The organism is Streptomyces sp. NPDC091972 (assembly GCF_044756385.1).
Lineage (GTDB): Bacteria > Actinomycetota > Actinomycetes > Streptomycetales > Streptomycetaceae > Streptomyces.
Genome location: NZ_JBIVSV010000022.1, coordinates 43,469 through 55,623, shown reverse-complemented (window position 1 = coordinate 55,623; position 12,155 = coordinate 43,469). Strand labels below are relative to the sequence as shown.

14 protein-coding genes are annotated in these 12,155 nt (G+C 70.9%); 12 read left to right on the top strand and 2 right to left on the bottom strand.

From position 1 onward, the window contains the following. Positions 1 to 21 precede the first annotated feature (21 nt). The 10 genes from ACIQJT_RS40090 to ACIQJT_RS40045 all read left to right on the top strand — a co-directional run bounded on the left by ACIQJT_RS40090 (position 22) and on the right by ACIQJT_RS40045 (position 8,785). On the top strand, positions 22 to 1,023 hold the full coding sequence (locus tag ACIQJT_RS40090; protein ID WP_402650423.1) for a fumarylacetoacetate hydrolase family protein: 1,002 nt from the start codon (positions 22 to 24) through the stop codon (positions 1,021 to 1,023). Continuing rightward, positions 1,020 to 1,976, top strand: a complete 957-nt coding sequence (locus ACIQJT_RS40085; protein WP_402650422.1) for a cyclase family protein — start codon at positions 1,020 to 1,022, stop codon at positions 1,974 to 1,976. The genes ACIQJT_RS40090 and ACIQJT_RS40085 overlap by 4 nt, the downstream gene beginning before the upstream one ends. Positions 1,977 to 2,000: 24 nt before the next feature. Further along, a complete protein-coding gene (locus ACIQJT_RS40080; RefSeq protein ID WP_402650421.1) occupies positions 2,001 to 3,131 on the top strand; it encodes an FAD-dependent oxidoreductase in 1,131 nt (376 codons plus the stop codon). Continuing rightward, positions 3,128 to 4,129 (top strand): amidohydrolase family protein, encoded by a 1,002-nt coding sequence (locus ACIQJT_RS40075; protein ID WP_402650420.1) that lies wholly within the window; start codon positions 3,128 to 3,130, stop codon positions 4,127 to 4,129. Before ACIQJT_RS40080 ends, ACIQJT_RS40075 begins: the two co-directional genes overlap by 4 nt. A gap of 4 nt (positions 4,130 to 4,133) precedes the next feature. Continuing rightward, entirely contained in the window at positions 4,134 to 5,066 is a 933-nt protein-coding gene (locus ACIQJT_RS40070) for a VOC family protein (protein ID WP_365464718.1), read from the top strand. 95 nt (positions 5,067 to 5,161) lie between these two features. Beyond that, positions 5,162 to 6,133 carry a fumarylacetoacetate hydrolase family protein gene (locus ACIQJT_RS40065; protein ID WP_402650419.1) on the top strand — a complete coding sequence of 324 codons (972 nt, stop codon included), beginning with the start codon at positions 5,162 to 5,164 and terminating at the stop codon, positions 6,131 to 6,133. Next, positions 6,130 to 6,882, top strand: a complete 753-nt coding sequence (locus tag ACIQJT_RS40060) for an SDR family NAD(P)-dependent oxidoreductase (RefSeq protein WP_402650418.1) — start codon at positions 6,130 to 6,132, stop codon at positions 6,880 to 6,882. The genes ACIQJT_RS40065 and ACIQJT_RS40060 overlap by 4 nt, the downstream gene beginning before the upstream one ends. Next, on the top strand, positions 6,879 to 7,361 hold the full coding sequence (locus ACIQJT_RS40055; protein WP_402650417.1) for an SDR family NAD(P)-dependent oxidoreductase: 483 nt from the start codon (positions 6,879 to 6,881) through the stop codon (positions 7,359 to 7,361). Before ACIQJT_RS40060 ends, ACIQJT_RS40055 begins: the two co-directional genes overlap by 4 nt. 15 nt (positions 7,362 to 7,376) lie before the next feature. Further along, positions 7,377 to 8,132, top strand: a complete 756-nt coding sequence (locus ACIQJT_RS40050; RefSeq protein ID WP_402650416.1) for a CoA transferase subunit A — start codon at positions 7,377 to 7,379, stop codon at positions 8,130 to 8,132. Continuing rightward, the gene (locus ACIQJT_RS40045) at positions 8,132 to 8,785 is read left to right on the top strand and encodes a CoA transferase subunit B (RefSeq protein WP_402650415.1); all 654 of its coding nucleotides are present in this window, start codon (positions 8,132 to 8,134) and stop codon (positions 8,783 to 8,785) included. The genes ACIQJT_RS40050 and ACIQJT_RS40045 overlap by 1 nt, the downstream gene beginning before the upstream one ends. Positions 8,786 to 8,851: 66 nt before the next feature. Here ACIQJT_RS40045 and ACIQJT_RS40040 read toward each other — a convergent pair whose 3' ends face one another. Together ACIQJT_RS40040 and ACIQJT_RS40035 are read right to left on the bottom strand one after the other, a co-directional pair. Then, entirely contained in the window at positions 8,852 to 9,601 is a 750-nt protein-coding gene (locus tag ACIQJT_RS40040) for an SDR family oxidoreductase (RefSeq protein WP_402650414.1), read from the bottom strand. Positions 9,602 to 9,759: 158 nt separating this feature from the next. Next, positions 9,760 to 10,665 carry an AraC family transcriptional regulator gene (locus tag ACIQJT_RS40035; protein ID WP_365464699.1) on the bottom strand — a complete coding sequence of 302 codons (906 nt, stop codon included), beginning with the start codon at positions 10,663 to 10,665 and terminating at the stop codon, positions 9,760 to 9,762. 145 nt (positions 10,666 to 10,810) lie between these two features. Between ACIQJT_RS40035 and ACIQJT_RS40030 the strand changes: the two genes are divergently transcribed. Beyond that, on the top strand, positions 10,811 to 11,137 hold the full coding sequence (locus ACIQJT_RS40030; protein ID WP_402650413.1) for a putative quinol monooxygenase: 327 nt from the start codon (positions 10,811 to 10,813) through the stop codon (positions 11,135 to 11,137). Positions 11,138 to 11,192: 55 nt separating this feature from the next. Next, on the top strand, positions 11,193 to 12,155 hold the full coding sequence (locus ACIQJT_RS40025) for an alpha/beta hydrolase (protein ID WP_402650412.1): 963 nt from the start codon (positions 11,193 to 11,195) through the stop codon (positions 12,153 to 12,155).

Genomic DNA, 12,155 nt, shown 5'->3' with positions numbered 1-12,155 from the left:
TCCCACCGCAATCAGGAGGACATGTCCGTGAAACCCGAACCCGCGTCCGTGCTCTTCGCCGGACCGTTCGCACTCGCCACCCTCTCCGCCCCTGACGGGCCCCGGTTCCCCGCCCTGGTCACCCCCGACGGTCAGGCCCTCGATCTGCGGGACGCCTTCGGCGACGACCGGCTGACGACGCTGGACGTGCTGGACAGCTGGGAGACGGCCCTGCCGCGACTGCGCGTCCTCGCCTCCGACACCGGCCTGAGGCGTACGGCCGTCGCGGACCTGCACGTGCACGCGCCGGTGGCTCCCCGTCAGGTGTTCCAGTCGGGTGCGAACTACCGGCAGCACGTGATCGACCTGCACGTCGCCCACCGCGCCCCGGGAGACGACCGGCCGGAGAGCGAGCGGCGCGCGGAGGCCGCCGAGATCATGGACCGGCGGGCCACCGAGGACCTGCCGTACGTCTTCATCGGCCTGCCCACCTCGATCACCGGCCCGTACGACGACGTCGTCCTGCCCGGATGGGCCGAGCAACCCGACTGGGAACTGGAGCTGGCGGTCGTCATCGGCAAGGCGGCCTACCAGGTGTCGGTGGAGGAGGCGTCCGAACACATCGCCGGCTACACGATCGCCAACGACCTGACCGACCGGGCCACCGTGTTCCGCCGGGACATGCCGCAGATCGGCACGGACTGGCTGCGCAGCAAGAACGCGCCCGGTTTCACCCCGCTGGGCCCCTGGCTGGTGCCGGCCGAGTCGATCGCCGACCCCGACGACCTGCGCGTCACGCTCAAGCTCAACGGCGACACCATGCAGGACGAGTCCACCAAGGACATGATCTTCAAGGTCGCGCGGATGGTCGCGTACGCCTCCCGGACCGCACGCCTGCTCCCCGGCGACCTGGTCCTGACCGGCAGCCCGGCCGGCAACGGCATGCACTGGGGGCGGCTGCTGCGCGACGGCGACGTCATGGAGGGTTCGGTCGCCGGACTCGGGCTCCAGCGCACCCGTTGTGTCGCGGAGGGCGCCGTATGAACCGCCAGGACCCCGAGGGCTCGATCGCCGAGGCCGCCAAGGCGTACTCCAACTGGGGGCGTTGGGGCGAGGACGACCGGCTCGGCACCCTGAACTTCCTCGACGAGGACAAGCGCCGTGAGGGCGCGGCCCTGGTCCGGCGCGGCGTCAGCTTCTCGCTGTCGCAGTCCTTCGACATGAACGGCCCGCAGAAGGGCTGGCGGCGCCGCACCAACCCGGTGCACACCATGCTGGACACCGGCACCGACGCGGCCCTCGGCACCCAGGGTTTCCCGCACGGGATCGGCGGCGCCGACGACGTCATCGCGATGCCGCTCCAGTGCTCGACCCAATGGGACGGACTCGGCCACATCTTCGACCACGGCAAGGCGTGGAACGGCCGCCCGGCCGAGAAGGTCGTCACCTCCGACGGCGACCTCGTCACCGGCATCGAGCACATGGCGCCGCACGTCGCCGGTCGCGGTGTGCTGCTGGACGTCGGCCGGGTGATCGGCACGGACGGGGAACTGCCGGACGGGTTCGCGATCACCGAGGACCATCTGACGGCGACGGCCGAGGCGCACCGGGTGAGCGTCGGACGCGGTGACATCGTGCTGGTCCGCACCGGGCAGTTGGCCCGCGCACGCCGCGAGGGCTGGGGCGACTACGCGGGCGGCAGCGCGCCGGGCCTGTCGTTCACCACCGCCGGCTGGCTGCACTCCAGCGAGATCGCCGCCATCGCCACCGACACCTGGGGGTTCGAGGTCCGCCCCAACGAGTTCGACCACGCCTTCCAGCCCCTGCACCAGGTCGCCATCCCGAACATCGGCCTGCTGATCGGTGAGATGTGGGACCTGGACGCTCTCGCCGAGGACTGTGCCCGTGACGGCGCGTACGCGTTCTGGCTCACCGCCGCACCTCTGCCCATCACCGGAGCGGTCGGCTCACCCGTCAACCCGATCGCGGTCAAATAGCCTACGGAACAAGGGAGTTCCCTCATGAGCAGCCCCCGCACAGTCCTGGTGATCGGTGGTGGCGCCGCAGGCAACGCCGCGACGGTCTTCCTGCGTCGCGCCGGCTTCACGGTGGACCTGACCGAAGCCAAGGACGACTGGAACGCCACCGCCGGCTCCGGAATCACCCTCCAGGGCAACGCCCTGCGCGTCCTGCGTGAACTCGGCGTCTGGGAGCAGGTCGAGGCGTCCGGCTTCGGTTTCGGCTCCGTCGGCATCACCGCTCCCGACGGCACCGTCCTGCACGTCGCCCGGGACCTGCGCACCGGCGGCGACGATCTGCCCGCCACGATCGGCATGCAGCGCCCCCAGCTCCAGCAGATCCTGATCGACGCCGTCCGGGCCAGTGGTGCCGGCGTGCGACTCGGCACGACCGCCGAGATCCTCGGCCAGGACGCGGACGGGGTCTCGATACGGTTCTCGGACGGCAGCGAGGCCCGCTACGACCTGGTCATCGCGGCCGACGGCCTTGCCTCCTCGACCCGCGCGGCGATCGGCATCCACTACAAGCCCGAGCCCACCGGCATGGCCATCTGGCGCATCGCCGCCCCGCGCCCGGCCGGAGTGACCCGCACCGACCTCGCCTACGGCGGCCCCGCCTACATCGCCGGCTACTGCCCCACCAGCGACGCCACCCTGTACGCGTACGTCGTCGAGGCGAACCGCGACCGCGCCGCGATCCCGCCCGGGACGTACGCCGACGAGATGCGGCGCCTCGCCTCCGCCTACGGGGGCCACTGGCCGGAGATCACCGAGCACATCACCGACCCGGCGAAGGTCAACTACACATGGTTCGACCGGCTGTTGGTGGAGGGTGTCTGGCACCGCGGCCGGGTGGTGCTGATCGGCGACGCCGCGCACTGCTGTCCGCCCACACTCGCGCAGGGCGCGGCCCTGTCCCTGGAGGACGCGTGGGTGCTCAGCCAACTGCTGACCGAGTCGGACACCTGGGACGACGCTCTCTTCCAGGCCTACTACGCGCGGCGGATGGCCCGCGTCCGACCGGTCGTGGAAGCGTCCGTGCAGATCGGGCAGTGGCAGCTCGACGGCGTCCGTGACGCCGACGTCCCCGGCCTGATGGGCCGCACCATGACGATGCTGCGGGAGCTGCCGTGACCCCGGCCCCCACCGTGGACGTCCACGCCCACGTCCTGCTGCCCGAAGTCGAGGCCCTGGTGGCCGACCTGCCGGGACTGGCTGAGGCGAAGGCGCTGGACGCCCGGCGCAACGGTCCGGCGGCACTCGCCGTCAACGGGCCGATGGTGCGCGAGCGTGTCCCGCGCATGACCGACCCCGCCGTGCGGCTGGCCGCGATGGACGCCCAGGGGGTGGACGTCCAACTGGTCAGTCCCTCGCCGTCGCACTACCACTACTGGGCGGACGAGGAGACGGCGGAGAAGGTGTACCGGCTCGCCAACGAGGCGACGGCGGCGCACTGTTCCGCCGCTCCCGACCGGTTGCGCGGCCTGGGTCTCGTACCGCTGCAACACCCCCGGCAGGCTGTGCACGCCCTCGAACACGCCATGGAACAGGGCCTGTTGGGCGTCGAGATCTCCAGCCACGCACCGGGGCGGGAACTCTCCGACCCGGCGTACGAGCCCTTCTGGACCCGGGCCGAGGAGTCGGACGCGATCGTCTTCCTGCACCCCTTCGGCTGCACGCTCGACGAACGGCTCGACCGCTGGTACCTGTCCAACACCGTCGGGCAGCCGGTGGAGAACGCCGTCGCGCTCTCCCACCTGATCTTCTCCGGAGTCCTGGACCGCCATCCGGACCTGCGGCTGATCGCGGCCCACGGAGGCGGCTACCTGCCCACGCACATCGGCCGCTCCGACCACGCCTGGCGGACCCGCTCCGACGCCGGAGCAGGCTGCGCCCGTCTGCCCAGCAGTTACCTCAGCCGCCTGTACTTCGACTCCCTGGTGCACGACCCGCACGTGCTGCGCGAGCTCATCCGCGCCGTCGGACCCGACCGGGTGCTGCTCGGCTCCGACTTCCCCTTCGACATGGGCACGGACGACCCGCTGGGCGCACTGCGCGCGGCGGACCTGACCGACGCCGACTTCGACGCCGTACGAGGTGGCAACGCGGCCGCCCTCCTCCGGAAGGACTGACACCATGCGCCTGCTCACCCACCTGCGGCACGTCGACCTCGCCGTGCCCGACTACGACAAGCAGCTCGACTTCTACGCCGGCGTCTGGGGGCTGACCAAGGTCGCCGAGGACTCCGGCATCTCCTTCCTGGCCGCCGAGGGCTCCCCCGAGCAGTACGTCGTACGCCTGCGCAGGGCCGACGAGAAGCGCCTGGACCTCGTCTCCTACGGAGCCGCGTCCGCCGCCGACGTCGACACGCTCGCCGAGCAACTCCTCACCCAAGGTGTGCAGTTGATCAGCCAGCCGGGCAAGGTCGACACTCCCGGCGGCGGCTACGGCTTCCGCTTCTTCGACGTCGACGGCCGCACCATCGAGGTCTCCGCCGACGTCGAGGTGCGGCAGCACCGCAAGATCGAGGAGAAGGAGGCGATCCCGGTCAAGCTGTCGCACGTCGTCCTCAACTCCCCCGACCTGGACCGCACTCGCCAGTGGTACGAGGAGCACCTGGGCTTCCGGCTCTCCGACACCCTCAGCTCCCCGCACATGGGCGAGGTCATGCACTTCATGCGGATCAGCAACCAGCACCACTCCATGGCGCTGGCCAAGGGCCCGCACACCGCGCTGCACCACGTCTCCTTCGAGATGCGCGGCCTCGACGAGTACATGCGCGGCTCCGGCCGGGTCATCCGTGCCGGTCACCGCAAGATCTGGGGCCCGGGCCGGCACATGGCGGGCGACAACACCTTCACCTACTTCCTCGACCCGCACGGCAACACCGTCGAGTACACCACCGAGCTGGAGCTCCTCGACGAGGACACCTGGCACCCGCACGTCTACGACTTCTCGCAGCCCGAGGTCACCGACCAGTGGGGCACGGCCAATCCCATGAACGAACTGATCGCCAAGGAGTCCTTCAACGACGTCGACCGCGGCGTCTTCGTCGCCCCGCCGGTCTGATCCCACGCCCGCCCCCGGGGGCGCGGCCGACCCTGTCACCCGCCCTGACCCGGTCCCGCCGCGCCCCCGGGCCCCAGCCTGCCCGGAGCCGCACCATGCGTTTCGCCGCATACGAACACCAGCGCCGCCGTCGCGTGGCCGTCGTGGAGGACGACGGCACCCTGCTGCCGCTGCCCGGAGTCACCTCGCTCACCACCCTCCTGTCGGAATGCGGCGGTCTTGCCGGCCTGCTCACCGCGGGCGCCGCCGCGCTCGACGCAGCACCCGGCCCGCACGTGTCGGAGGTACGGCTGCTGCCGCCGCTCCAGCCCGTGTCCGTAAGGGACTTCGTCACCTTCGAGGAGCATGTCGAGGGCGTCCGGCGCTCGGTGGACGGGGCCGCCGTCGTGCCCGAGCAGTGGTACGCCGCGCCGACGTTCTACTTCACCAACCCGCACGCGATCCACGGCCCGCACGACGACATCCCCGTCCCGCCCGGCTCGAGTGTGCTCGACTTCGAACTCGAGGTGGCCGCCGTCATCGGCCGCGAGGGCCACGACCTCACCCCCGAGCGAGCCCGCGACCACATCGTCGGCTACACCGTCTTCAACGACTGGTCCGCGCGCGACCTGCAGTCCGCGGAGATGAGGGTCGGTCTCGGCCCCTGCAAGGGCAAGGACACCGCCACCACCCTCGGCCCCCACCTGGTCACCGCCGACGAGCTGGAGCCGTACCGGGACGCCGACGGTTTCCTGCGACTCGCGCTCACAGCCGAGGTCAACGGCGAGGTCGTCGGCCGGGACTGCCTGTCCAACATGAGCTGGACGTTCGAGGAGATGGTGGCCTACGCCTCCCGCGGCACCCGCGTCCTGCCCGGTGACGTCCTGGGTTCCGGCACCTGCGGCAACGGCGGCTGCCTCGCCGAACTGTGGGGTCTGCGCGGCGAACAGACCCCGCCGCCCCTCAAGCCCGGCGACACCGTCACCCTCACGGTGGAAGGAATCGGCACCGTGTCCAACACGGTCGTCCCCGGCACCGACCCGGTGCCGCTGCCGACCGGCCGACGCCGGTCCCGGGAGCGGCCGTGAGCGACCTGCACCCCAAGCGGCTGCTCGGCAAAGTCGTCGTGGTCACCGGTGCGGCCCGCGGCCAGGGCGCCGCGGAGGCGGAGGCGCTGAACCGGGAGGGTGCCCGGGTGATCGCCACCGACGTACGGCCGGAGGGCGGCTGCCGTCGCCTCGACGTGACCAGCGCAGAGGACTGGGCCGGCCTCGCCGCCGAACTGAGGGAGTCGTACGGGCAGGTGCACGGGCTGGTCAAGAACGCCGGCATCACCTGGCGCGCCCGCCTCGGCGACGTCCGGGCCGAGGACTTCGACCGGGTCCACGCCGTCAACGTCACCGGCCCGCTCCTCGGCATCCAGCACCTCGCACCGCTCATGCCGGCCGGCTCGTCCGTCGTGAACGTCGGCTCCTCCGCGGCCCTCACGGCCCATTACCCCGTCGCGTACACCGCGAGCAAGTGGGGGCTGCGGGGACTGTCCAGGACGGCCGCGCTGGAACTCGGCCCGCGAGGCATCCGCGTCAACACGATCCACCCCAGCTACATCGAGACCGAGATGACCGCCTCGGCCGCCCCCGCGTTCCGCGAGGCCAACATCCGGGAGACCCCGCTGGGCCGCACCGGAACCGTCGACGAGGTCGCTCCGCTGGTCGTGTTCCTGCTGTCGGACGAGTCGTCGTTCATCACCGGTGCCGACATCCCCGTCGACGGCGGGATGACCGCGCACGGCGGGGTCAAGTCGGTCTCCGACGCGCTGCGCGAGGTGTCCTCGTGAAGCGGCTCGAGGGCAAGGTCGCGCTGATCTCCGGCACGGCCCGCGGGCAGGGCCGGGCCGCGGCCCTGCGGTTCGCCGCCGAGGGCGCGCTCGTGGTCGGCGGCGACGTCCAGCAGGACTTCGCCTTCACCGTGCGCGCCGGACTCGACTCGGTGTGGCTCACCGTGCGGGCCGCCTGGGCGCACCTGATCGACAGCCGCGGCTGCGTCCTCACCCCGTACGGCGTCCGAGCCAACTGCGTCAGCCCCGAAATGATCGACACGGACGGCTCCCCCGCCGACCTCCTCGCCGCCGACCACCCGATGCGCTCCATCGCCCGGCACATCCCGCTCGGCCGCACCGGCACACCGGACGACGTGGTCGACGCGGCTGTGTTCCTGGCTTCCGACGAGGCGTCGTACATCACGGGCGCCAATCTCGTGGTCGACGGCGGCTGGTCGACCGTCCCGCCCGGTGCCGTCCCAGAAGCAGCCTCCTGAAAGGAGACCCCCCACGTGAACAAGGTCCGCGGCAGCGCCGCAGAGGCCGTCGCCGACATCGCCGACGGCGCCTCACTCGCCGTGGGCGGCTTCGGCCTCAGCGGCGTACCGGAGGTCCTCATCCGCGCCCTGTCCGAGCAAGGCGCGCAGGGCCTGGAGGTCGTCTCCAACAACTGCGGTGTGGACGGCCGGGGTCTGGGCGTCCTGCTGGCGGCCGGTCGCATCACCCGCGTGACGGGCTCCTACGTGGGCGAGAACAAGGAGTTCGCCCGCCAGTACCTGTCCGGCGAGCTGGAGGTCGAGCTCACCCCGCAGGGCACCCTCGCCGAACGCCTGCGGGCCGGCGGCGCCGGCATCCCCGCCTTCTACACTCCCGCCGGTGTGGGCACCCAGGTCGCCGGCGGCGGACTGCCCTGGCGCCATGCCCCGGACGGCTCCGTGGCCGTGGCCTCGCCGCCCAAGGAGATCCGCGACTTCGACGGCCGCCCGCACGTCCTGGAGCACGGCATCACCACCGACTTCGCCCTCGTACGGGCCTGGCGCGGCGACCGTCACGGAAACCTCGTCTTCCGCAGGGCCGCCGCCAACTTCAACCCCCTGGCGGCCATGGCGGGCAAGGTGACCGTCGCCGAGGTCGAGGAACTGGTCGAACCCGGCGACCTGGCGCCCGACGCCGTCCACCTGCCCGGCATCTACGTCCAACGGGTCGTGGCGCTCAGCGCCGCCGAGGCCACCGACAAGCAGATCGAGAAGAGGACGGTACGTTCCTGATGGCCTGGACCCGCGACCAGATGGCCGCCCGAGCGGCAACCGAACTCACCGACGGCTCCTACGTCAACCTCGGCATCGGCCTGCCCACCCTGATCCCCGGCCATCTCCCGCCCGGCGTCCAGGTCGTCCTGCACTCCGAGAACGGCATCCTCGGCACCGGGCCCTACCCCACGCAGGACGAGGTCGACCCGGATCTCATCAACGCCGGCAAGGAGACGGTCACCGTGCTGCCGGGGGCGTCGTTCTTCGACTCGGCGCTGTCCTTCGGTATGATCCGCGGCGGCCACATCGACACCGCCGTCCTGGGCGCCATGCAGGTGTCACAGGGCGGGGACCTGGCCAACTGGATGATCCCCGGCAAGACGGTCAAGGGCATGGGCGGGGCGATGGACCTGGTCCACGGCGCCCGCCGCGTCATCGTCCTCATGGAACACACCGCCAAGGACGGCAGCCCCAAGATCCTCAAGGAGTGCACCCTGCCGCTCACCGGCGAACGCTGCGTCCAGCGCATCATCACCGACCTCGCCGTCCTCGACGTCACGGCGGACGGACTCGCCCTCGTCGAGACGGCTCCCGGCGTCACCGTCGAGGACGTCGCGGAGCGCACCGACACGCCCCTGACCTTCAACGGCCGTACGGTGGCTTCCTGTTGACAGGTTTCCGCCGTGGAACGAAACCGAATCCGGCATCAGCGCGTGTGCCACCGCACCGGGGTTCCGTCACTTCGCCTGGGCGAGCCAGTGCGCGTCGGGGCCGGCGGGGAAGCGCAGTTGACCGGTCGTGTCGTGGACGGCTCGCCACACCGCCTCGGCGACATCGGTCTCCTCGGTGAACTGCTCCTGGGCGGTGAAGGAGTCCATGGCCTTCTTCGCCCACGCTGCGTACGGTTCCGGGACCATCTCGTCCAGCGAGGCGCCGTTCGTGGCGCGCACGGCGAAGTTCGTCGTCAGACAGGCTCCCGGTTGGACCGTCCTGACCCGCACACCGAAGGGCGCGAGTTCGAGCGCGAGGGACGCGGTGAAGCCCTCGACCGCCATCTTGCTCGCCTTGTAGACGGCTGAGAGCGGCATGTGCCCGAGCACCACACTGGAGGTCACGTTGACCACCACACCTGAGCCGCGTTCGCGGAAGCGGGGCAGCACGGCCTGCGTGGTCGCCATGACACCGAAGGTGTTGGCTTCGAACACCTCCCGAACCTGAGACATCGGGGTGCCCTCGAAGACACCGATCGAGGGCACGCCCGCGTTGTTGACCAGGACGTCGACGGGGCCCGCCGCCTCGAACGCGGCCGTGATGCTCGCGGGCTCGGTCACGTCGAGTTCGACGACGCGCAGGCGGTCCGAGTCCGGCAGCACGCCCTCGCGCGGCGTGCGCATCGTGGCGATGACGTTCCACCCCTGCTCGTGGAAGTGGAGGGCGGTGGCCCGACCGTATCCGGACGACGTACCCGTGATCAGAACAGTGTTCATGCTGTGCCCCTCGGCGATGTGACGGGATGCGCGGAGCAACGGCGTCTTCCTGCTCCGCTGAAGAACTTCCAATCCCATTGGATCGCTCTGACCTGCGGGAACGATAGAACGATCCTCTCGCCGCCTTGCCTGATCCTCCTTCGTGACCGCCGTGCCGCTCAGGCCAGGACACCGCTGGGGGCGCGCACCGCATCACGCAGGCGCGCGGCATCCTGACTGGGCGGCGCGCCGAACTGGCGGCGGTACTCCCGGCTGAACTGGGAGGGATTGTCGTAGCCGACGCGCTGGCCGACTCCGGTGACATCGCCCGGGTGGGTGGCGAGCAGCAACCGGGCTTCCTGGAGGCGGATCTGCTTCTGGAACTGGATGGGGCTCATCGCGGTCACCGCCTGGAAGTTGCGGTAGAAGGCCGAGGCGCTCATGCCGGACATCCGGGCCACGTCCTCGACCCGGAAGGGCTGCGCGTAGTTCTCGCGGATCCAGCGCACGGCCCGGGAGACATGGCTGAGGCTGCTGTCGGCGAGGCCCAGCTGACGTACCGTCGCGCCCTGCTCGCTGGTGATCAGCCGCCACAGGATCTCGCGCCTGACGAGCGGCGCCAGTACGGCCCGGTCGCGGGGCTCGTCCAGCAGCCGCAGCAGCCGTACGACCGCGTCTAGCAACGCGGGCGGGGCATCGCTGACGGCGATCGCCGAGGGCGCGCCCGCACGGGTGCTGGGGGTGTCACCGGGGCCGGCCTGGAGGAGCAACTCGGCCACGGCGGACGGCTCCAGGGTGAGTCCGAAGCCGAGGGCCGGCTGTTCGGGATCGGCCTGGGTGAACTGTCCGGTGACGGGGAGGTCGACGGACGCGACCAGGAACTGCCCGGGACCGTACGCGAAGACCCGGTCGCCCAGAGCTAGTCTTTTGGCGCCTTGCGCGATGACCGCGAGCACCATGCCGGACATGGACAGCTCCGGCGGGTCCGAGCGGTCGACCTTGGAGATGAGCACGCCGTCGATGGCAGTGGTCCAGTCAGGCCTGGCGTGGCGGGCCAACAGGGTGCGGAGCTCTTCGAGAGGCATGGGGACATTGCACCACCGTGACAGGCTGGTTCTCCTGTGCTCGGGAGGATCGTGCAAGTACCCGACAGCATCGTTCTAACGTTTCCGCAGGTCAGATGGCTCTAATGGAAGTCGCCCCACTCCACAGCCGACCGAGAGGACGACCATGATCGCCACGTATGGCTTCAGCGCCACCCTGACCGCCGAGCCCGGTGCGGGAGACCGGCTGATCGACCTGCTGCTGACCGGCATGGACGAGGGCAGCCCGGGTGTGAGTGAGCACTGCCTGGTCTACCTGGTCTCCCGCTCCGCGTCCGACCCCGACGTCGTCCAGGTCACGGAGGGCTGGACCAGCGAGGAGGACCATCACCGGGTCTTCGCCGGTGAGACCGCTCAGGCCATCGTGGCGCAGATCGGCCCGCTGCTGGCCAAGGAGCCGGAGTACAGCGACCACGTCCCCGTCGGCGGCAAAGCCGTCCTCGGGAAGCCCTGACCAAGCCCCCACCCGCTCCCCCTGGACCATCCAGCACCTACGAAAGGCCACCACCATGACCACGGCACGCCCCGCTCTGGACCCCGAACTGCGTGACCTCCTGGCCGACATGCCCCTCATGTCCGAACTCACCCCGGACATCCTCGCGCAGCTGCGCCAACTGCCCTCGACGCCCATCGAGTCCCTCCTCGCGCACCGACAGGTCGAGCGGCGCGAGATCACCGTGCCGGCCACGGACGGCACCCCGATCCCCCTGTCGATCCTCAGCCCCGTACGCACCGACGCCGACAACGACGGCACCGCCCTCCCCTGCATCTACTGGATGCACGGCGGCGGGATGGTCATGGGTGACCGCCACTCACAGATCGACATCCCGCTGGAGTGGCTCGACCGGTTCGGCGCGGTCGTGGTCTCGGTGGACTACCGGCTCGCGCCGGAGGCCACCGGCTCCGTCCCGGTCGACGACTGCTACCGCGGACTGCTGTGGGTCGCCCGGCACGCCGCCGAGCTGCGCATCGACCCCGCCCGTATCGTCGTCGCGGGCGTCAGCGCGGGAGGCGGCCTCGCCGCGGGTGTCGGCCTGCTCGCCCGCGACCGGGGCGGTCCCGCGATCGCCGCGCAGATGCTGATCTGCCCCATGCTCGACCACCGCAACACCTCCACCTCCAGCCGCCAGTACGCCAGGACCCCCGGTGTCTGGACCACTGAGATGAACGCGTTCGGATGGCACTCGCTCCTCGGGGACCTCCCCGACGCCGAGGTCTCCCCCTACATGTCGCCGTCACGGGCCCAGGACCTCTCCGGCCTGCCGACCACCTACATCGACACCGGCTCCGCGGAGGTCTTCCGCGACGAGGACACCGACTACGCCACCCGTATCTGGGCGGCGGGCGGTCAGGCCGAACTCCATGTGTGGGCGGGCGGTTTCCACGGGTTCGACGCCCTGTACCCGCAGGCGCACATCTCGACCACAGCCCGCCGCACCCGCACCGACTGGCTCACACGCCTCCTGGGCTAG

What these genes read in the sequence shown, in the direction of transcription:
- ACIQJT_RS40045 (WP_402650415.1), top strand. Translation starts at nt 8,132, where the DNA reads ATGGCCTGGACCCGCGACCAGATGGCCGCCCGAGCGGCAACCGAACTC.
- ACIQJT_RS40090 (WP_402650423.1), top strand. Translation starts at nt 22, where the DNA reads ATGTCCGTGAAACCCGAACCCGCGTCCGTGCTCTTCGCCGGACCGTTC.
- ACIQJT_RS40085 (WP_402650422.1), top strand. Translation starts at nt 1,020, where the DNA reads ATGAACCGCCAGGACCCCGAGGGCTCGATCGCCGAGGCCGCCAAGGCG.
- ACIQJT_RS40030 (WP_402650413.1), top strand. Translation starts at nt 10,811, where the DNA reads ATGATCGCCACGTATGGCTTCAGCGCCACCCTGACCGCCGAGCCCGGT.
- ACIQJT_RS40065 (WP_402650419.1), top strand. Translation starts at nt 5,162, where the DNA reads ATGCGTTTCGCCGCATACGAACACCAGCGCCGCCGTCGCGTGGCCGTC.
- ACIQJT_RS40070 (WP_365464718.1), top strand. Translation starts at nt 4,134, where the DNA reads ATGCGCCTGCTCACCCACCTGCGGCACGTCGACCTCGCCGTGCCCGAC.
- ACIQJT_RS40035 (WP_365464699.1), bottom strand. Translation starts at nt 10,665, where the DNA reads ATGCCTCTCGAAGAGCTCCGCACCCTGTTGGCCCGCCACGCCAGGCCT.
- ACIQJT_RS40025 (WP_402650412.1), top strand. Translation starts at nt 11,193, where the DNA reads ATGACCACGGCACGCCCCGCTCTGGACCCCGAACTGCGTGACCTCCTG.
- ACIQJT_RS40040 (WP_402650414.1), bottom strand. Translation starts at nt 9,601, where the DNA reads ATGAACACTGTTCTGATCACGGGTACGTCGTCCGGATACGGTCGGGCC.
- ACIQJT_RS40080 (WP_402650421.1), top strand. Translation starts at nt 2,001, where the DNA reads ATGAGCAGCCCCCGCACAGTCCTGGTGATCGGTGGTGGCGCCGCAGGC.